The sequence below is a fragment of the Sulfitobacter noctilucae genome (assembly GCF_000622365.1).
GTDB lineage: Bacteria > Pseudomonadota > Alphaproteobacteria > Rhodobacterales > Rhodobacteraceae > Sulfitobacter > Sulfitobacter noctilucae.
The window spans coordinates 607496-626172 of the sequence record NZ_JASC01000014.1; the positions used below are offsets into that span (position 1 = coordinate 607496).

The following is an 18677-nucleotide window of genomic DNA, read 5'->3' on the forward strand; positions in this document are numbered from 1 at the left end:
CTAAAGGCCGGGTTTGATATAGGCCCTTGTTGGGCTTTGGAGCCGAAAATGTCCTTTACCCTCGCCATCGTGGGCCGCCCGAACGTGGGCAAATCCACGCTGTTCAACCGCCTTGTCGGCAAACGTCTGGCCTTGGTCGACGATCAGCCCGGTGTCACCCGCGATTTGCGCGAGGGGGCGGCGCGCCTTGCCGACCTGCGTTTCACCGTGATCGACACTGCAGGGCTTGAAGAAGTCACCGACGACAGCCTGCAAGGGCGGATGCGGCGGCTCACGGAACGCGCGGTGGATATGGCCGACATCTGTCTGTTCATGGTGGACGCGCGGGTGGGGATCACATCGTCCGATCTGGTCTTTGCCGACATTCTGCGCAAACGCTCTGCCAATGTTATTCTTGCGGCCAACAAGGCCGAGGGCAAAGCAGGCGAATCCGGTGTGCTGGAGGCCTATAGTCTGGGGCTGGGCGAACCGATCGCTTTGTCTGCCGAGCATGGCGAAGGGCTGAACGACCTTTATACGATGCTGATGCCGCTGGCTGACAAATACGCCGAGCAGGCGGATGACGATACCCCCGAAACGGATGTGGATCTGGGGGACAACGAAGAGGACGAAATCGAAGCCGTTCCCGTCCCGACCAACGCAAAGCCCCTGCAGGTGGCGGTGGTGGGGCGGCCCAATGCGGGCAAATCCACGCTGATCAACCAGATCGTCGGCGAAGACCGTTTGCTGACCGGGCCAGAGGCCGGGATCACCCGAGATGCGATATCGCTGCGGACCGCATGGAATGACATCCCGATGCGCATCTTTGACACCGCAGGCATGCGCAAAAAAGCCAAGGTGCAGGAAAAGCTCGAAAAACTCAGCGTCTCGGATGGTCTGCGCGCGGTGAAGTTCGCCGAAGTTGTGGTAGTTCTGCTCGATGCGGAAATCCCGTTTGAGCAGCAAGACCTGCGCATTGCTGATCTGGCCGAACGCGAGGGCCGTGCAGTGGTGGTCGCGGTGAACAAATGGGACATCGAGGAAGACCGCCAGGCCAAGCTGAAAGACCTCAAGGAGAGCTTCGAGCGTTTGTTGCCGCAACTGCGCGGCGCACCGCTGATCACCGTGTCGGCCAAGACCGGACGCGGATTGGACCGTTTGCACGAGGCGATCATGCGGGCCTATGAAACGTGGAACCGGCGTGTAACGACTGCTCAGTTGAACCGCTGGCTGGCGGGCATGATGGAGGCGCATCCGCCGCCCGCGCCACAGGGCAAGCGGATCAAGCTGCGGTATATGACGCAGGCCAAAACGCGCCCGCCAGGGTTCGTGGTGATGTGCAGTCATCCTGACAAGGTGCCCGAAAGCTACAGCCGTTATCTGGTGAACAACCTGCGGCTGGATTTCGACATGCCGGGCACGCCGATCCGCCTATGGATGCGCGGACAGAACGATGCCAACCCCTATAAGGGGCGCAAGAAGGCACCGCCGTCGAAGCTGCGCAAACATACCGACGGACGCCGCCGGGACTGAAGGGGGGGGGGGGGGGGCGGAAACTTTCAAAGTTTCCGCCCGTTTTCTTTCAAAGAAAACGTGCGCGCGGATCAGGCCGTGCGAAACGCCTTGAGCGTCGGAAGCAAGAGCACCAAAGCCCCGCCGCCTGCCACATAGGCCACGATAGGTGTGCTCTCGATATTGGCCACGACCACGGCCACCAGCGCCCAGATCACCGCAATGCCGTAGGTTGGCACGCGGCCCAATGCGCCTTGGATAAACCCGCCAAGCAAGATCGCCAGTCCGACAAAAACCAGACCCGCAGTTGTTTGGTCCATGAAGCCATAGCCCGCAGCGAGCAGCCCGAGCGACACGCAAGACGCCGCCGACAGCCATCCGGCATAAAGCCCGACCGGCCAGGCAGCCCAGACCGTATTGGCCACAGGCGCGAGGAAAAGGGCCGCCAGTGCGCTTAGCAACATCACCCAGATTAACAGGCTCGCCCAAACCGGGCTGGCCACCGCCACGGCCAGCCACACCGTGCCTACCGCCAGCGACACACAAAGCGGCACGCGCATGTCATGCCACTGCGCATCATCTCGCGCTTTGACCAGTCCCCAGCCCAGCCCAAGGATCAGCCAGCCATAGATCACGCCCCAGATCGCAAAGGCATAGCCTTCGGGCTGCACAGGCGGGTCATTCTGCGGTACAGGGAATTGATCGGGGTCAAACCCGGCAAAGCCATCGACAAACAAAGGCGAGGCGGCAAAGGCGATGCTGAGGACAAAACACAGTAACGCAACAATTGGACGGGCAGAGCGCATAGGGCAGGCACCTTTCAGATCAGATCGATTCAAAAGATAGCGGTAAGGGCCGTCCCTTCAACACCTTAGGCCAAGACACCGTCCGCAGTCAGCGTGCTTTTGCCGCTCAGATAGCGGGCAAGTGCGTCGGGCAGGACGACAGAGCCATCTTCCCGCTGGCCGTTTTCCAGCACCGCGATCAGGCAGCGCCCCACCGCAAGACCGGAGCCATTCAACGTATGCACAAACTGCGGTTTGCCGCCATCCGCGGGCTTGAACCGCGCATTCATGCGGCGGGCCTGAAAATCACCTGTCGTCGAAACGCTCGAGATCTCGCGGTAGGTGTTCTGCCCCGGCACCCAGGCCTCGATATCAAAGGTGCGCCGCGCGCCGAATCCCATGTCGCCCGTGCACAAAAGCACCGTGCGATAGGGGATACCCAGCCGCTCCAGAATATCCTCGGCACAGCGCAGCATGCGCTTTTGCTCCGCATCGCTCTCGCCGGGCAGGGTCACGCTGACCATCTCGACCTTCTCGAACTGGTGCTGGCGCAGCATGCCGGAGGTGTCACGCCCCGCGCTGCCCGCCTCCGAGCGGAAACATAAGGTATGCGCGGTGTAGCGCTTGGGAAGATCTGCTTCTTCCAGCACATCGCCCGCAACCGTGTAGGTCAGCGGCACCTCGGAGGTCGGCACCAACCACCAGCCATTGGTCGTCTGATAGCTGTCCTCGCCAAACTTCGGCAGCTTGTCGGTGCCGTACATCGCCTCGTCCTTGACCAGCACGGGCGTGTTCACCTCGGTCAGGCCGTTCTCATCAACATGAATGTCGACCATGAACTGCGCCAAAGCGCGATGGATGCGGGCCACGGCGCCCTTGAGCATGACGAAACGTGCGCCAGATGTCTTGGCCGCCGTCTCAAAATCCATCGAAGCGGCAACGCCCGTAATCTCGTAGTGCTCCTTGGGCTTGAAATCGAAGGCGGGAATGTCGCCCCAGCGGCTCACCTCGACATTGTCGTCCTCGTCTTTGCCTTCGGGTACATCCTCGGCAGGGTTGTTGGGCAGACGGGCGAGCATATCGGTCAACTCCGCGTCCAGCGCTTTGGCCTCGGCCTGCATCGCGGAGACTTCGTTCTTTTTCTCGCTCACCAAGGCGCGCAGCCGTTCAAACTCCGCCTCATCGCCTTTCGCTTTGGCGGCACCCACCATCTTTGAAGCCTTGTTCTGCTCCGCCTGCGCGGTCTCCGCCGCTGCGATCTTGCCGCGCCGTGCTTCATCAAGCTTCAGCACATCGGCAGACATAGGTGCATCCCCGCGCCGGGCAAGGGCGGCGTCAAAAGCTGCGGGATTTTCGCGGATGGCGCGGATGTCGTGCATGGGAGCGTCCTTGGGCTGTGAGTCGTTTGGGTCGCGTTATGCCGGATTGCGCGGGGGAGGGCTACTGCGGGTTTGAGTGGCTCGCAAGTCATCGTGTCTGCGGGCAGAGGAGCGAACGGGCAAAACTGTAGAAGTAAGTTTCTAAGCGAAGTCAGAAGGCCTGCGCAATCAGCATTAGTGCAGAGCTGTCGCACCTGCTCGCGTAGATGTCGCATCTGCTCGCGTATATTAGGTACCATCCTTGCGCTTGAATCTGGTAAAAATTCTCCGCCAAAGGCCGGTTCCTAGGTTCAGACTATTTGGACCGATCCGATAGTCCACCCAAAACCCCCTTTGCACCTTGCGCCCGTCCACGCCCGTGCATAGGTTCTGCCAAACTCAGCGACGGGGCAGAATTCTGCTGCCCTGCAGACCTAAAAGGACGCACCCGATGGCCGGTATCGAGCAATTCATCCCCCTTATTCTGATCTTTGCGATCATGTATTTCCTGCTGATCCGTCCGCAGCAGAAGAAGGTCAAGGAACATGCCGCCATGGTTGCGGCGCTGCGTCGCGGCGATCAGGTGGTCACCCAAGGCGGGATCATCGGCAAGGTCGTCAAGGTCAAGGAAGACGGCGAACTGGAAGTCGAGATCGCCGATGGCGTCAAGATCCGGGTGATCCAGTCGACCATCGCCACGGTTGTGTCCAAGACCGAACCCGCTAAGTAATCCGACCCCACGGGCCTAAGGAAGGGCGCAGACATGCTTCAGATTGATCTGTGGAAACGGATTTTGATCGCCTTGACCTGTGCGGCAGGCCTTTTGTTGGCGCTGCCCAATGCCTTTTATGGCCCCGTGGAACAGCACAATGATGCGGTTGCGGCGATCGAGATTGGCGGCAACACGCCCGAGCTTGAGGCGCAAAAGGCGCTTTGGCCCGAATGGCTGCCTTCTGGCCTAGTCAATCTGGGCCTTGACCTGCGCGGCGGGGCGCATCTGCTGGCCGAAGTGCGGGTGCAGGACGTCTACGCCAGTCGGATGGAGGCGCAATGGCCCGAGGTGCGCGATGCGCTGCGCAGTCTAACGCCCGTGCGTCGCCAGCAATCCCCGGCAGACGAGCTGCGCGTGCGGCTGAACGACGAGAGCAAGATGGCCGAAGCGATGCAGATCGTACGCGATCTGGCGCGGCCTGTTCCAACGCTGACGGGGGCCGGGGCCACCGACATCAACGTGAGCGGCGACGCTGGCTTGCTGATCATCACGCTTTCCGATGCCGAACGGCAGGCCACGGATGAACGCACCATGCAGCAATCGCTGGAAATCATCCGCCGCCGCATCGACGAGGTTGGCACCCGCGAGCCCACGATCCAGCGGCAGGGCGCGGACCGTATTCTGATACAGGTGCCTGGTATCGGATCGGCGGCAGAGTTAAAGGCGATCATCGGCACCACCGCGCAGCTGACGTTCAACCCTGTGGTCAGCCGCGGCACCGACGAAAACGCCAACCCCGGTATCGGCAACAAGCTGATCCCCTCATTGGACGAGCCGGGTGCATTCTATGTGGTTGAAGCCTCCCCTGTGGTGGCAGGCGAAGAACTGGTCGATGCGCAGCCCAGCTTTGACCAGAACGGGCGGCCTGCGGTGAACTTCCGGTTCAACACGTCGGGCGCACGGAAATTCGGCGATTACACAGCCGACAACATCGGCGCGCCGTTTGCCATCGTGCTGGACGACGAGGTGATTAGCGCCCCCACCATCCAAAGCCATATTCCCGGCGGATCGGGCATCATCACCGGCAATTTTGATGTGGAGGAATCCACCAACCTTGCCATTCTTCTGCGGGCCGGTGCCCTGCCTGCGGGACTGGAGTTTCTGGAAGAGCGCACCATCGGCCCTGAACTGGGCCAAGACAGCATTGATGCGGGCCGAATTGCGACGGTAGTTGCTTTTGTCGCCGTGCTGTTTTTCATGTTCGCCAGCTACGGTCTGTTCGGCATCTTTGCCAATATCGCGCTTATTATAAACGTGGCGATGGTGTTTGGTTTGCTAAGTCTTGTTGGTGCCACGCTCACCTTGCCGGGCATTGCGGGGATCGTGCTGACCGTGGGCATGGCGGTGGATGCCAACGTTCTCATTTTCGAGCGTATTCGCGAGGAATTGACCACGGCCAAAGGTCCGGCGCGGGCCATATCCTTGGGCTATGAAAAGGCGCTAAGCGCGATCATCGATGCGAACATTACCACGCTGATCACAGCGGTAATCTTGTTCGCCATGGGCTCCGGCCCGGTGCGCGGCTTTGCGATCACGCTGGGTTTTGGCATCATTACATCGGTGTTCACAGCAATCTTTGTGACCCGCCTGATGGTGGTGATCTGGTTTGAACGGGCACGTCCCAAAACGATTGAGGTTTGATGATGCGTCTTCGTCTGTTCAACCAAGCGCCAAATTTTGATTACTTCAGCCGTTGGAAGATCTGGCTGGGTATCTCCGGTCTTATGATGGTTGTCGCCTTTGCGTCTTTCATGATCCAGGGCCTGAACTACGGCATCGACTTTCGTGGCGGCACCACGATCCGTACTGAAAGCCCGCTGGTGGTGGATGTGGCCGAGTACCGCGCCGCTATCGACACGCTGGAGTTGGGCGATATTTCGATCACCGAAGTCTTTGATCCGTCCTTCCGCGATGATCAGAATGTAGCGATGATCCGCATTCAGGCACAGGATGGCCAAGAAGCTGTAACTGTCGAGACGGTTGAAGCGGTGGAGGCTGCGTTAATCGAGGTGAGACCCGATATCAAATTCACCTCGGTGGAATCAGTGGGCCCCAAAGTTTCGGGTGAATTGATACAGACGGCGGTGATCGCGGTGGTCTTGGCGATCGGGGCGGTCCTCATCTACATCTGGTTGCGGTTTGAATGGCAATTCGCTGCGGGGGCTGTGCTCGCTCTGGTGCACGACGTAATCCTGACCATCGGCATCTTTTCAGAACTGGAACTCCGGTTCGATCTGGCGATTATTGCGGCCTTGCTGACCATTGTAGGCTATTCGCTGAACGATACCGTGGTGGTTTTTGACCGCGTGCGTGAAAACCTTCGGAAATACAAAAAGCGCGACCTGAAGGAGGTGCTGAACCTCTCGATCAACGAGACGATGAGCCGGACGTTCATGACCTCTTTCACCACGCTGATTGCGTTGATCGCGCTGTTTGTGCTGGGCGGTGACGTGATCCGTGGCTTTGTCTTTGCGATGATTTGGGGCGTAATTGTGGGGACTTATTCGTCCATCTTTGTGGCATCCGCGATTCTGCTTTATCTAGGGGTCAAGCGAGACTGGTCTAAACCTGACGCCAATGCCGGGAACCAGTACGCCAATATTGACGCTTGACGCTTGACGCTTGGCCGCGCGGCGCGACGTTTTGACCTTGGCGGTGCACTGCTTTTTCGCGTCGTGATCTGTATCGCAGGGGCGGCCTGAGCTAAGCTGGCTGCGCCAATGATGAAAGGATGATCCATGCGCTTGAACGAGATCGACTTTAACGATTCCACTCCCATTGAAGGCTATGGACCGGGGTTCTTTCGCATCGGCGGTGAGGTATTGCGCGGGCCTGTGATCACAGGACCAACTGGAACCAAATCTTGGGGCGGGTTTGACGATACCGATGCCTTGGTCGCGCTGGCAGGCCAGATCGATGTGCTGTTCGTTGGGACTGGCCCGGATGTGGCGCATCTGCCGGATGATCTGCTGGCAACCTTGCAGGAAGCAGGCGTCGGGGTCGAGGCGATGGCCTCCCCGGCCGCATGCCGTACCTACAACATTCTGCTAAGCGAGGGCCGCCGGATTGCTTTGGCCCTGATCCCGGTGTGATGCATTGAGCCTGACGGTCCGGGACCTGACCATTGCGCGGGGCGGCGTGCCTGTTGTGGCGGGGCTGTCTTTTATGTTGGAAGAAGGGCAGGCGTTGATTTTGCGCGGGCCGAATGGGTCGGGCAAGACCACATTGCTGCGCACCATCGCGGGGCTGCAACCGGCGCTAAGCGGTCAAATTGCCGGTGCCGACGATCGCATCGCCTATGCAGGCCATGCGGATGGCATCAAGGCGATGCTGAGCGTACGGGAGAACCTCCAGTTCTGGGCGCGTATTTTTGGCGGCACCCAGATTGACGCTGCGCTCGACGCCTATGCCCTGCATCCGCTGATAGACCGCCTCGCAGGTACGCTTTCTGCGGGGCAACAGCGGCGCCTTGGCCTTGCGCGGCTCTTGGTAACCGCGTGCCCGGTTTGGGTGCTGGACGAACCTACCGTGTCGCTGGATACCCAAGCGGTCACGATGTTCGCGGATGCAGTACGCGTCCATCTGGCCAACGGCGGATCGGCCTTGATCGCCACTCATATCGACCTTGGCATCGAGGCAGAGGTGCTAGTTATCACCCCCTTTCGGGCAGACCCCACAGATCGCGCCGGTGCCAGCGACGAGGCTTTTCTGTGATCGCCCTGCTGCGCCGCGACCTGCAATTGTCCTTCCGCGCAGGCGGCGGCTTTGGCCTCGGGCTGGCGTTTTTCCTGATCGTGACCACGCTGGTACCGTTCAGCGTAGGGCCCGAAGCCGCTTTGTTAGGCGTTATCGCGCCCGGCGTGTTGTGGCTGGGCGCTTTGCTTGCCTGTCTCTTGTCGCTCGACCGGTTGCTGGCGCTGGACTACGAGGATGGCACGCTTGATTTGCTGCTGACCGCACCCCTGCCGCTGGAAGCGGCGGTGAGCATCAAGGCGCTGGCGCATTGGCTGACCACAGGCCTGCCGCTGGTGCTGGCCGCGCCGGTGCTGGGCGTTTTGATGAGCCTGCCCCCGACCGGATACCTTTGGTTGGTGATCTCGCTGGCGCTTGGCACGCCTGCGCTGTCGGTGATCGGCACCTTTGGCGCGGCCTTGACCGTGGGAATTAAACGTGGCGGATTGCTACTCTCGCTTCTGGTCCTGCCGCTCTATGTGCCTACGCTGATTTTCGGGGCAGAGGCCGCGCGGCGCGGCGCTGCCGGGCTCGATACGTCCACACCGCTGTTGATGCTGGCAGGGATCACGCTGGGCACCATCGCGCTGATGCCCTTTGCCAGTGCTGCGGTCCTGCGGATGGGGCTTCGGTGAGGATGACAAATTGTCCGGCACACAGATGCCCCGCGCTTTGCCCATTGAGCCGCAGGGCAGGGGAGACTAGATAATCACAATGTCTATCTGGCAATATGCAAACCCGGTCAAATTCCTGACCCTTTCCGAGAAGGTGCAGCCGATCCTTTGGGTTGTCGCAACGGTCTGCGTTGTAACGGGACTTTTATGGGGTTTCTTTGGCACCCCGGATGACTTCCGCCAAGGGTCCACCGTCAAGATTATCTATTTGCATGTGCCCACCGCCCTGATGGCGATCAATGCGTGGTTCATGATGCTGGTCGCCTCATTAATCTGGCTGATCCGCCGTCATCACGTCAGTGCTCTGGCAGCAAAGGCCGCAGCACCCGTGGGGTTGGTGATGACGCTGATCGCATTGGTCACAGGGGCCATCTGGGGCCAGCCGATGTGGGGCACATGGTGGGCATGGGATCCACGGCTTACATCGTTTCTGATCCTGTTTATATTTTACCTCGGGTATATCGCCTTGTGGGAAGCGGTCGAGGACCCCGACACCGCGGCTGACCTCACCTCGGTTCTGTGCCTTGTCGGATCGGTCTTTGCAGTGCTCTCGCGCTATGCGGTGCAATTCTGGAACCAAGGGTTGCATCAGGGTACGTCGATTCCGGTCGCCACGGGTGAACGCACGGTGTCGGATGTCTTCTGGTATCCGCTGTTGACCAGCATGATCGGCTTTGGCCTGCTGTTTTTGGCACTGGTGCTTTACCGCACTGGTACCGAAATTCGCCTGCGGCGTGCACAAGCGCTGCGCAACCGGATGGAGCGTAGACTGTGATCCCTGATCTGGGCAAATACGCGGTCGAGGTGCTCTCGGCCTATGCGGCGTCGTTGGCGCTGCTGGGTGGGTTGATCTATCTGACCTTGCGCCGGGGCCGTGCCGCGCGCGCGGAACTGCGGGACATTGAGAAAGAGGTGGGCAAGAATGGCTAAAATCTCTCCCCTGATGATTGCTCCGCCACTGATCTTTGCGGGGTTCGTGGCCCTTGCGGCCATTGGCATGTACCGTGAAGATCCAGATGGATTGCCTTCCACGCTGGTAGGTCAAGCCGCACCAGGTGTTCCCGAAGCACCGCTGGAAGGGTTCCCCGAGCTGAGCGCCGACATGCTGGCTGCGGGCGAGGTGACGTTGGTGAACTTCTGGGCCAGCTGGTGCCCGCCCTGCCGCGCCGAACACCCCAAGCTGTTGGAGATGGCCGCCGAGGGCATACCCATCGCGGGGATCAACTTCAAAGACACGGCTGCCAATGCGTCGAAATACCTGATTGAGGACGATAATCCGTTCTTTGGCATCGGCTTTGATCCGCAAGGCCGCACCGCCATCGACTGGGGCGTGACCGCCCCGCCAGAGACCTTCATTCTGGATGGCGACGGCACCGTGCTGTTTCGCTTTGCCGGACCTCTGGTCGGCAGCGACTATGAGCAGCGGTTCCTGCCTGCTTTGCAGGCGGCGATGGACCAATAGGCTGCGGAAAACCTGAAGATAGGTGTCATTATTCCCCAGAGGCACCGTCCTTTAAGGTGTTCGGTAGTAACCCATAAATGAAAAAGGCCCCCACAGCTCGATGCTATGGGGGCCTTTTATTTCAGCTATCTAGAAGCTTATTCAGCAGCAATCGCACCGTCTTCTTTTGCCAAATCACGCAGCACATAGTGCAATACGCCGCCGTGTTCGATGTATTCGATCTCGATCGCGGTATCGATCCGGCACTTGATCTGGATGTTCTTCACCGAACCATCCGCCATCGTGATTTCGCAAGGCACTTCCTGCAATGGCTTGATTGTGTCCAGACCGGAGATGGAGACCGTCTCTTCACCTGTCAGTCCAAGCGATTTGCGCGTGTCGCCGCCCGTGAACTCGAACGGGATCACACCCATGCCAACAAGGTTCGAACGGTGGATCCGCTCAAAGCTCTCCGCAATCACGGCCTTCACACCCAGAAGCGCGGTACCCTTGGCCGCCCAATCGCGCGAGGAACCCGCGCCGTATTGCTCACCGCCAAAGATCACCAGCGGTGTGCCGGCCTCTTGGTGCGCCATGGCCGCGTCAAAGATCGAGGTCTGCTTGCCATCCGGCCCAAGGGTATAACCACCCTCGACGCCATCCAGCATCTCGTTCTTGATCCGGATGTTGGCGAATGTGCCGCGCATCATCACTTCGTGGTTGCCTCGGCGCGACCCATAGGAGTTGAACTCGCGCACCGGCACCTGGTGTTCGGTCAGATACTGGCCCGCTGGCGTGGTTTCCTTGAACGAACCCGCGGGCGAGATGTGGTCGGTGGTGATCATGTCTCCCAGGACCGCCAGCACTTTCGCGCCTTCGATGTTGGTGATCACGCCCGGCTCTGGCGACATGTTCTGGAAGTAGGGCGGGTTCTGAACGTAGGTAGAAGCAGGCGGCCAGTCATAGGTCTTGGCATCCGTGGTTTCCACACCCTGCCACTTCTCGTCACCCTTGAAGACATCCGCATATTTCGTCTGGAATGCTTCGCGTGTCACGGTCTGTTCGACCAGCTCTGCCACTTCCTGCGTCGTGGGCCAGATGTCGCGCAGATAGACGTCATTGCCGTCCTGGTCCTGACCGAGCGGGCTGTTGGCCAGATCGTGGTTCATGTCACCGACCAGCGCATAGGCCACCACAAGAGGCGGCGAGGCCAGATAGTTAGCGCGCACGTCGGGCGAAATGCGCCCTTCAAAGTTGCGGTTGCCCGACAGGATCGAGGTGCCGATCAGATCGTAGTCGTTAATTGCCTTGCTGATCGCAGGCTCCAACGGACCGGAGTTGCCGATACAGGTCGTACAGCCGTAGCCGACAAGGTTGAAACCGATGGCATCCAGATCTTCCTGAAGCTCTGCCGCTTCCAGATAAGCCGAAACCACCTGAGAGCCGGGGGCCAGCGATGTTTTGACCCACGGCTTGCGCGTGAGACCCAGCGCACGCGCCTTGCGCGCCACGAGACCGGCACCGATCATCACATAAGGGTTCGAGGTGTTGGTACAGGAGGTGATCGAGGCGATCACAATAGAACCGTCATGCAGTTGGTAGTGGCCATCCTCGGTCTGGACATAGCCGCGCTTATGGTTGCCCTCATCGCCGGGGATATCCTCTGGCTCGGGCTGGCCGCCTTCACCTTCCCAACGCACTTCGGCATTGGCTGAGGCATCTTTGCCCTCGCGCACGCCTTTGACGTATTCCGCAAAGGCCGTGTGCGCAGAAGTCAGCGCGATATAATCTTGTGGCCGCTTGGGGCCGGAGATCGCAGGCACGATGGTGCCCATATCGAGGCTGAGTGTGTCAGTGTAGATCGGCGCATAGTCCGCGTCGCGCCACATGCCGTTTTCGCGTGCATAGGCTTCGACCAATGCAATGCGGTCCTCGTCGCGGCCCGTGGTACGCAGATAGCGCAGGGTTTCACCGTCGATCGGGAAAAAGCCGCAGGTCGCGCCATATTCCGGTGCCATGTTGGCGATGGTTGCGCGGTCCGCCAGCGGCAGATGGTCCAGACCTTCGCCGTAGAATTCGACGAATTTGCTCACCACGCCCTTTTCGCGTAGCATTTCAACGACTTTCAGCACAAGGTCCGTACCCGTTGTGCCTTCCATCATCTTGCCTGTCAGCTCAAAGCCGACAACTTCGGGGATCAGCATGGAGATCGGCTGGCCCAGCATCGCGGCTTCCGCTTCGATCCCGCCAACACCCCAGCCCAGAACGGCCATGCCGTTGACCATCGTGGTGTGGCTGTCTGTACCAACCAGCGTATCGGGGTATGCGACTTCTTCGCCGTTCTGGTCCGTGTCGGTCCATACTGTCTGCGCGAGATATTCAAGGTTCACCTGGTGGCAGATGCCGGTGCCGGGGGGCACAACGCGGAAGTTGTTAAACGCCTTCTGGCCCCATTTCAAAAAGGTATAACGCTCCATGTTGCGTTCATATTCGCGGTCGACGTTCATTTGGAAGGCACGCGGATTGCCGAATTCGTCGATCATGACGGAGTGGTCGATGACCAGATCTACGGGGTTCAGCGGGTTGATCTTTTCCGCATCGCCGCCCAGCGCCACCAGACCGTCGCGCATCGCGGCAAGGTCGACAACAGCAGGAACTCCGGTGAAGTCCTGCATCAGAACGCGGGCAGGGCGGTACGCGATCTCGCGCGGGTTCACACCACCCTTGGCACCCCATTCGGCGAAGGCCTTGATGTCATCCACGGTAACTGTTTTGCCATCCTCAAACCGCAGCATGTTTTCCAATACGACTTTCAACGCCGCAGGGAGCTTCGAGAAATCGCCCAAGCCGGCCTCTTGCGCGGCGGGGATCGAATAATAGGCAATTTTCTGGTCGCCTGCTGTGATCGTTTTGCGGGCTTTGGCTGTGTCCTGTCCGACTTGAATCGTCATAAGAAACTCCCTTTCTGGGGCTGGTGGCTATTGGGATGTTACAACTTAGATGCCATTCTCACGGGGCCTAATCAACCGCTATTCGCGGGGTTTTCGCATTTTTGTATACCATGGTGTACAAATTTTCGGGGTATTTCTGTGACACTGACACGGGTTTCAAGAAACCTTGATTGGTTATTTTCTCATGGCGGGGATACACCGAGGGAAACAGGTTTCGACTGTCACTGGATCGTTATGAAATATCTCACCGCTGCCCTCTTTACCGCTGTCACTGCTTTCGCGGGGGCTGCCACCGCGCAGAACACTCCCGTTGTTGTCGAGCTTTATACCTCGCAGGGGTGTTCAAGCTGCCCGGCTGCAGATGCGATCATGCATGAACTGGCCGGGCGCGAGGATGTGATCGCCTTGGCGCTGCATGTGGATTACTGGGATTACATCGGCTGGAAAGACGTCTTTGCCGATCCTGCACATGCAGCACGTCAGCGGGCATATGCGGCGTCGGGCAACCGGCGGTCGATCTATACGCCCGAAATGATCGTGCAAGGCAGCACCGATATCGTCGGCGCAAAACCGATGAAGCTTTCCGAAGCGATTGCAGCACATGCAGGCAAACCGGCCTCTGTAACGGTTGGACTGTCGCGGCAGGGCGATGACCTTCGTATCACGGGCGACGTCGTCGGGACCCCGCCAGGTGTCATGACAGTGCATCTTTTGCGTTATGCGCCGAGCCAGACGACAGAAATCAAGCGGGGTGAGAACCGGGGCAAGACATTGCGCTATAATAACATCGTCGAGGGATGGACGGAATTGGCAGAGTGGGACGGATCAACGCCGCTGGACCTCACAACGTCAGTCTCAGGGGACAAACCTGTCGTGGTGATCATTCAACAGCAGAACGCCGGGCCAATCATGGCCGCAGCACGACTGCGCTGATCAGACTTCATCGCCGCGCCAGCGGCGGTGCACCCAAAACCATTGTTCCGGCATTTCACGCACCCGCGCTGCAAGACTGTCGTTCAATGCCTGTGTCATTGTCTCGGCATCGGACGGTTGGATGGGCGCTTCCAATACCGCATCAAAGCTCAACCCGTCAGGTTGCCGGATGCCGTAAAACGGGATCAGCAGCGCGTCATAGCGCAGGGCAAGCTCTGCGGCCGACAGGGCGGTGCGGGCAGGCAATCCCAGAAAATCAAGCACGGGCGCGGCATAGACATGCTGATCGAACAGCAAGACAAGCTGCCCGCCGCCTTTAAGGTGCCGCACAAACCCCGCCGTACCTCGCCGCCCTTGTGGAAAGACCGGCCCGCCGAACGCCTCCATCGTCTTGACGTAGTGGGCGTTGAAATAGGGGTTTTTCATATCGCGGTAGAGCCCGCCGATGTCATAGCCCTGCGCAACCAATGCAGCGCGGGTGGCCTCGTAATTTCCGAAATGGCCGGTCACAAGGATCACCGGCCGGCCGTCTGCCACAGCATCCTTCAGAGCCTCCGCACCGGGTCCATGGGGGGTGATGTCTGCCATACGGTTCGGAAAATCACGATCAGAGTAATTTTCGATAAAAGTGCGACCCACATTGTTCAGACATCGTGTTGCAATGGCGGCGCGCTGGTCCTCGGGCATGCTCGGAAATATCAAAGCCAGATTATGCAACGCGCGGCGTCTGTAGCCTGCGACGGGTCCAATCACCCGTTCCACCAGCCAGCCGACAAAGCGCACCCGCGCCGCATAGGGCAGGGCAAGCGCCAGTTTGATGACCCCTACAATCGCAGCATTTGTCAGAAAGTCGCTGGCACGCCGCAGCGGGGCATCATGAGGGTCATCCGGGGCAGGCTGTTCTGACATAAGGCTCGGTGGTTTGGATCGGGTCCGCCAGACATAGCCCGCTCACCCATAGGCAACAAGTGTGGTTTGACCCCGGTGCGAAATGCCGCTGCAACGGGATGTGCGGGGCGCTAGTCCTCCTCGTCCTCAACGATAAATAGCAGATCGCCCGATTGCTCCATCCGGCGGATCACGCTGACCACATCGGACATGCCGTCTTCGGCATCGGCGGCTTTGACCTTACCGGCGGCCTCTATTTCTTCGCGCAGCTGATCGGCCATCCGCGCTGATATGTTCTCAAGGATAAAGTCGCGGGCCGTGGCATAGCCCGCAGCTTCTGCGCCGGCGAGGGCCACGACCAGCTTGGCCTGATCGACATCGCGCAGAACGCGGGGAATATCGCGCGGGGCAATGCGACTGGCGATATTTCCAAAGGTAAAGATGGCTTTGCGCACTGCATTGGCAAAGCCCTGATCGGTCTCGTCCAAGCCGGTCAGAACCTCATCACGGGTGAGAGAGGTGGAGGAATTAAGGATCGCACCCACCCGCGCAACAGGACCATCCGCAAAGGCACGCTCAGGCTGAGAATCGAGTTGGGCCGCCAATGACAGGCCGATCCGGTCCACCGCGTCGGGGGTCACGGCGCTGGTCAGGGAGACGGCATAGGTTATCTTTCGGGCTTTCGCGCCTGGGATGCGGCCCAAAAGCTCTGCCGCCATAGCCACTGGCAGCTTTGACAACATCACGGCGGCCACTTCGATACTTTCATTCTCCAGCACCGGCACCAAAGCATCCACGCCTAATTCGCGCAGTCGGGCCCAAGGGTCGCCAAATTGCCGCACTCCCGCTTCCTTGCGGAGTCTTGCCGCTGTCTGGGGGCTGATCTTGCCATCCAGTGCATCGAGTGCACCCGCAATACCGGAAGGGAAGGAGAGGCCGATGCGATCAAGTTCTTCCGAGAATTCCGAGACCACAGCGTTGAGCGTATCACGGTCCACCACGCGCATGGCCCCCATTTGCTGTGTCAGCGCGATCTGCAGGTCCTCTGGCAGTTCATCAAGAGGCACATCCGCACCCTCGTTCAGAAGCAGCCGTACCACAACCGCAGCCTTGGCCTTGCGGCTGAGAGAATGGGAAAAGCCGCCGCCCACGTGCTCAGGCAGCGGCGCAAAGCTATTCATTGGCACAATATCGTTCATTTTTGAGGACCCCCGTTATGGCGTCGGTATGGCCCGCAAAGATGAAGAAAAGCTGAAATCAGTAGCTAAAGGTTTGACCCGTAGCGATGGCCGTGCGCAAGGATGCTTCCGCCCATGTCCCGGAGCCGCCCTGCGCCCGTATTTCACGCAATTCGGCAAGCGCCTGTGTCATTTTGCCTTGCTCCACAAAGCCTTGCGCCATGTAGGAGCGTGCCAGATTATTGGCCGGGTTCAGCGCCAGCGCCTGCGCGTAGTATCCCATTGCCGCATCGACATTGCCCTGCTTTCGCTGGGTGAAGCCCATGTAGGTCAGGCGGCGGTCGTCATCAACCGGCATCTGGGCCATCACCGCTTCGGCGTCCTTATAACGCCCAGCATATGCCAGTTCGCGCAGATTCTCGTAAAGGCTGTCGACATCGAGATTGCTTTCCTGTGCGTTCACGCAAGACTTTGTTTCTTTGTCATAAACCATACCCGCCTCGCATTTGGGCTTGGGAGGCGCGGTCTCGTTTCCGCCACCGGCGGCGAACGCGGCGGATACGGACAGCGGCAAGGCGATAGCGGTCGAAAGAATAAAATGTTTCATGGGACGCTCCTGTTCATGTTCGGCAGAAAGATAGCGTGTTTGCGATCTCGGCCAAGTGTCATGTGATTTTAACACGGAGCTGTGAGCGGAAAAGTTTCGCGCCGGCAGCATCGCAACAAAGGGGTTCGTTCATAAGAGAACGCGGCACCCGATCCCGGATACCGCGTTCGAAGTGTTGTCTGAGTGACCTAATGTCAGGTGCTGACGGGCAAACAGGTCTGTGTTGCGCTGTCATAGGATGTGCCAGCAGCACAGGACATCGCCTGCTTTTGCTTGGAGTAATTGCAACCTTCGGCAAAGGCGAGCGCAGGGGCGGCGGTCAGGGCGATTGCAAGTGCAAGGGTCTTGATCTTCATGGTCCGTCTCCTTCTGGTTAGACCTTAAAGGGTACACCGATTGCGGAACAAATCAATTACCTTGCGTCACCCTGCAACACCCTGTGCCTGAGTTTGCCTGTTTTGCAGGCGATCAGCTGCCGAAAACACGGGCAAAAATCGTGTCCACGTGTTTGGTGTGGTAACCCAGATCGAATTTCTCTTCGATCTCTTCTGCGCTCAGCGATTTGAGTACGTCAGCATCTGCCAGAAGTTCGGTTTTGAAATCCTTGCCTTCTTCCCAGACCTTCATCGCATTGCGCTGGACCAGCTTGTAGGAATCCTCGCGGCTGACGCCCGCTTGTGTCAACGCCAGAAGAACGCGTTGTGACATCACAAGGCCACGGAATTTGTTCATATTCGCGAGCATGTTGTCAGGATAGATCACCAATTTGTCGATCACACCGGTCAGACGCGACAGGGCAAAATCTAGCGTGATGGTGGTGTCGGGGCCGATGTTCCGCTCCACGCTTGAGTGCGAGATGTCGCGCTCGTGCCAGAGGGCCACGTTTTCCATTGCGGGCACCACGGCCATGCGCACCAGACGAGCAAGGCCTGTGAGGTTTTCGGTCAACACCGGGTTGCGCTTGTGCGGCATCGCAGAAGAGCCTTTTTGGCCCGCAGAAAAGAATTCTTCGGCCTCCAGCACTTCGGTGCGCTGCATGTGGCGGATTTCGGTCGCGATGTTTTCGATGCTGCTGCCGACAACACCAAGAGCGGCAAAGAAGGCCGCGTGGCGGTCACGGGGGATCACCTGGGTTGAGATCGGCTCGGGCGAAAGGCCCAATTTTTCGCAAACATGTTCCTCGACCCGTGGGTCGATGTTGGCGAAAGTGCCCACGGCACCGGAGATGGCACCCGTCGCAATCTCGGCCCGTGCGGTCTTGAGCCGGCGCAGGTTGCGGTCCATTTCGGCGTAGAACCGCGCGAATGTCAGACCCATGGTGGTGGGTTCGGCGTGAATGCCGTGGCTGCGCCCGATGCGCACGGTGTTCTTGTGTTCCAGCGCCCGGCGCTTGAGCGCGGCCAGCAGTGCCTCGACATCCGCGATCAGGATGTCGGCGGCGCGGGTCAGTTGCACGTTGAAACAGGTGTCCAGCACGTCCGAGCTGGTCATGCCCTGATGCACAAAGCGCGCCTCGTCGCTGCCGATATGTTCGGCCAGATGGGTCAGAAAGGCGATGACGTCATGTTTGGTGACGGCTTCGATTTCGTCGATGCGGGCCACGTCGAATTCCACGTCTTTGGCCTTCCAGACCGCATCCGCATTGGCACGCGGGATCACGCCGATATCGGCCATGGCATCACAGGCATGGGCTTCGATTTCGTACCAGATGCGGAATTTAGTGGCGGGAGACCAGATAGAGACCATTTCGGGACGGGAATAGCGGGGGATCATGGGCAGCGGCCTTTGGGTTGCGACAGGTTCAAAACTCCTGCGCGGCATAGCTTGCCAGGGACGCGAGAACAAGATGGATGGCCCCGATTGGATG

Annotated in this window: 19 protein-coding genes; 11 read left to right on the forward strand and 8 right to left on the reverse strand. The window is 59.3% G+C overall.

Annotation, left to right across the window (positions count from 1 at the left end; translation table 11 throughout):
• The first annotated feature begins 48 nt into the window (after positions 1 to 48).
• Complete coding sequence (der, locus tag Z945_RS0113040; RefSeq protein ID WP_025052555.1) at positions 49 to 1512, forward strand: ribosome biogenesis GTPase Der; 1464 nt, start codon at positions 49 to 51, stop codon at positions 1510 to 1512.
• A gap of 71 nt (positions 1513 to 1583) precedes the next feature.
• On the opposite strand, the gene Z945_RS0113045 is transcribed toward der, so the two are convergent.
• Both Z945_RS0113045 and serS read right to left on the reverse strand, forming a co-directional pair.
• A complete protein-coding gene (locus Z945_RS0113045; RefSeq protein WP_025052556.1) occupies positions 1584 to 2297 on the reverse strand; it encodes a tryptophan-rich sensory protein in 714 nt (237 codons plus the stop codon).
• 65 nt (positions 2298 to 2362) lie between these two features.
• Positions 2363 to 3655 carry a serine--tRNA ligase gene (gene serS, locus Z945_RS0113050; RefSeq protein WP_025052557.1) on the reverse strand — a complete coding sequence of 431 codons (1293 nt, stop codon included), beginning with the start codon at positions 3653 to 3655 and terminating at the stop codon, positions 2363 to 2365.
• Between the two features lie 430 nt (positions 3656 to 4085).
• On the opposite strand from serS, the gene yajC reads away from it, so the two are divergent.
• The 9 genes from yajC (at position 4086) to Z945_RS0113095 (ending at position 10274) form a co-directional block, all read left to right on the forward strand.
• Positions 4086 to 4364, forward strand: coding sequence for a preprotein translocase subunit YajC (gene yajC, locus Z945_RS0113055; protein ID WP_025052558.1), 279 nt, complete (start codon positions 4086 to 4088; stop codon positions 4362 to 4364).
• 33 nt (positions 4365 to 4397) lie between these two features.
• Entirely contained in the window at positions 4398 to 6047 is a 1650-nt protein-coding gene (gene secD, locus Z945_RS0113060; protein ID WP_025052559.1) for a protein translocase subunit SecD, read from the forward strand.
• A gap of 2 nt (positions 6048 to 6049) precedes the next feature.
• Positions 6050 to 7018: a protein translocase subunit SecF gene (gene secF, locus Z945_RS0113065; protein WP_025052560.1), complete on the forward strand. Its 969-nt coding sequence runs from the start codon at positions 6050 to 6052 to the stop codon at positions 7016 to 7018.
• 126 nt (positions 7019 to 7144) lie between these two features.
• Positions 7145 to 7498 (forward strand): Mth938-like domain-containing protein, encoded by a 354-nt coding sequence (locus Z945_RS0113070; RefSeq protein WP_025052561.1) that lies wholly within the window; start codon positions 7145 to 7147, stop codon positions 7496 to 7498.
• 4 nt (positions 7499 to 7502) lie between these two features.
• Entirely contained in the window at positions 7503 to 8120 is a 618-nt protein-coding gene (ccmA, locus tag Z945_RS0113075; RefSeq protein WP_025052562.1) for a heme ABC exporter ATP-binding protein CcmA, read from the forward strand.
• Positions 8117 to 8773 carry a heme exporter protein CcmB gene (gene ccmB, locus Z945_RS0113080; protein ID WP_025052563.1) on the forward strand — a complete coding sequence of 219 codons (657 nt, stop codon included), beginning with the start codon at positions 8117 to 8119 and terminating at the stop codon, positions 8771 to 8773. The genes ccmA and ccmB overlap by 4 nt, the downstream gene beginning before the upstream one ends.
• Before the next feature lie 79 nt (positions 8774 to 8852).
• Positions 8853 to 9587 carry a heme ABC transporter permease gene (locus Z945_RS0113085; RefSeq protein ID WP_025052564.1) on the forward strand — a complete coding sequence of 245 codons (735 nt, stop codon included), beginning with the start codon at positions 8853 to 8855 and terminating at the stop codon, positions 9585 to 9587.
• Entirely contained in the window at positions 9584 to 9742 is a 159-nt protein-coding gene (gene ccmD / locus Z945_RS0113090) for a heme exporter protein CcmD (RefSeq protein WP_025052565.1), read from the forward strand. The genes Z945_RS0113085 and ccmD overlap by 4 nt, the downstream gene beginning before the upstream one ends.
• Complete coding sequence (locus tag Z945_RS0113095) at positions 9735 to 10274, forward strand: DsbE family thiol:disulfide interchange protein (RefSeq protein WP_025052566.1); 540 nt, start codon at positions 9735 to 9737, stop codon at positions 10272 to 10274. The genes ccmD and Z945_RS0113095 overlap by 8 nt, the downstream gene beginning before the upstream one ends.
• 137 nt (positions 10275 to 10411) lie before the next feature.
• Here Z945_RS0113095 and acnA read toward each other — a convergent pair whose 3' ends face one another.
• Entirely contained in the window at positions 10412 to 13204 is a 2793-nt protein-coding gene (gene acnA / locus Z945_RS0113100) for an aconitate hydratase AcnA (protein WP_025052567.1), read from the reverse strand.
• A 234-nt stretch (positions 13205 to 13438) separates the two neighbouring features.
• Between acnA and Z945_RS0113105 the strand changes: the two genes are divergently transcribed.
• Complete coding sequence (locus tag Z945_RS0113105) at positions 13439 to 14137, forward strand: DUF1223 domain-containing protein (RefSeq protein ID WP_025052568.1); 699 nt, start codon at positions 13439 to 13441, stop codon at positions 14135 to 14137.
• On the opposite strand, the gene Z945_RS0113110 is transcribed toward Z945_RS0113105, so the two are convergent.
• From Z945_RS0113110 to purB, 5 genes are all read right to left on the reverse strand, one after another.
• A complete protein-coding gene (locus Z945_RS0113110) occupies positions 14138 to 15046 on the reverse strand; it encodes a lysophospholipid acyltransferase family protein (RefSeq protein ID WP_025052569.1) in 909 nt (302 codons plus the stop codon).
• 110 nt (positions 15047 to 15156) lie between these two features.
• Complete coding sequence (locus tag Z945_RS0113115) at positions 15157 to 16224, reverse strand: flagellar motor switch protein FliG (protein WP_025052570.1); 1068 nt, start codon at positions 16222 to 16224, stop codon at positions 15157 to 15159.
• Between the two features lie 58 nt (positions 16225 to 16282).
• Positions 16283 to 16810, reverse strand: a complete 528-nt coding sequence (locus Z945_RS0113120) for a tetratricopeptide repeat protein (protein ID WP_025052571.1) — start codon at positions 16808 to 16810, stop codon at positions 16283 to 16285.
• 194 nt (positions 16811 to 17004) lie between these two features.
• Complete coding sequence (locus Z945_RS20620; RefSeq protein WP_161634096.1) at positions 17005 to 17166, reverse strand: hypothetical protein; 162 nt, start codon at positions 17164 to 17166, stop codon at positions 17005 to 17007.
• 112 nt (positions 17167 to 17278) lie between these two features.
• Positions 17279 to 18583 carry an adenylosuccinate lyase gene (gene purB, locus Z945_RS0113130; RefSeq protein WP_025052572.1) on the reverse strand — a complete coding sequence of 435 codons (1305 nt, stop codon included), beginning with the start codon at positions 18581 to 18583 and terminating at the stop codon, positions 17279 to 17281.
• Positions 18584 to 18677: the final 94 nt, after the last annotated feature.

Bases quoted from the DNA above. Each gene is read 5' to 3' on its own strand.
- der (WP_025052555.1), top strand. From the start codon at position 49: ATGTCCTTTACCCTCGCCATCGTGGGCCGCCCGAACGTGGGCAAATCC.
- Z945_RS0113045 (WP_025052556.1), bottom strand. From the start codon at position 2,297: ATGCGCTCTGCCCGTCCAATTGTTGCGTTACTGTGTTTTGTCCTCAGC.
- serS (WP_025052557.1), bottom strand. From the start codon at position 3,655: ATGCACGACATCCGCGCCATCCGCGAAAATCCCGCAGCTTTTGACGCC.
- yajC (WP_025052558.1), top strand. From the start codon at position 4,086: ATGGCCGGTATCGAGCAATTCATCCCCCTTATTCTGATCTTTGCGATC.
- secD (WP_025052559.1), top strand. From the start codon at position 4,398: ATGCTTCAGATTGATCTGTGGAAACGGATTTTGATCGCCTTGACCTGT.
- secF (WP_025052560.1), top strand. From the start codon at position 6,050: ATGCGTCTTCGTCTGTTCAACCAAGCGCCAAATTTTGATTACTTCAGC.
- Z945_RS0113070 (WP_025052561.1), top strand. From the start codon at position 7,145: ATGCGCTTGAACGAGATCGACTTTAACGATTCCACTCCCATTGAAGGC.
- Z945_RS0113085 (WP_025052564.1), top strand. From the start codon at position 8,853: ATGTCTATCTGGCAATATGCAAACCCGGTCAAATTCCTGACCCTTTCC.
- Z945_RS0113095 (WP_025052566.1), top strand. From the start codon at position 9,735: ATGGCTAAAATCTCTCCCCTGATGATTGCTCCGCCACTGATCTTTGCG.
- acnA (WP_025052567.1), bottom strand. From the start codon at position 13,204: ATGACGATTCAAGTCGGACAGGACACAGCCAAAGCCCGCAAAACGATC.
- Z945_RS0113105 (WP_025052568.1), top strand. From the start codon at position 13,439: ATGAAATATCTCACCGCTGCCCTCTTTACCGCTGTCACTGCTTTCGCG.
- Z945_RS0113110 (WP_025052569.1), bottom strand. From the start codon at position 15,046: ATGTCAGAACAGCCTGCCCCGGATGACCCTCATGATGCCCCGCTGCGG.
- Z945_RS0113115 (WP_025052570.1), bottom strand. From the start codon at position 16,224: ATGAACGATATTGTGCCAATGAATAGCTTTGCGCCGCTGCCTGAGCAC.
- Z945_RS0113120 (WP_025052571.1), bottom strand. From the start codon at position 16,810: ATGAAACATTTTATTCTTTCGACCGCTATCGCCTTGCCGCTGTCCGTA.
- Z945_RS20620 (WP_161634096.1), bottom strand. From the start codon at position 17,166: ATGAAGATCAAGACCCTTGCACTTGCAATCGCCCTGACCGCCGCCCCT.
- purB (WP_025052572.1), bottom strand. From the start codon at position 18,583: ATGATCCCCCGCTATTCCCGTCCCGAAATGGTCTCTATCTGGTCTCCC.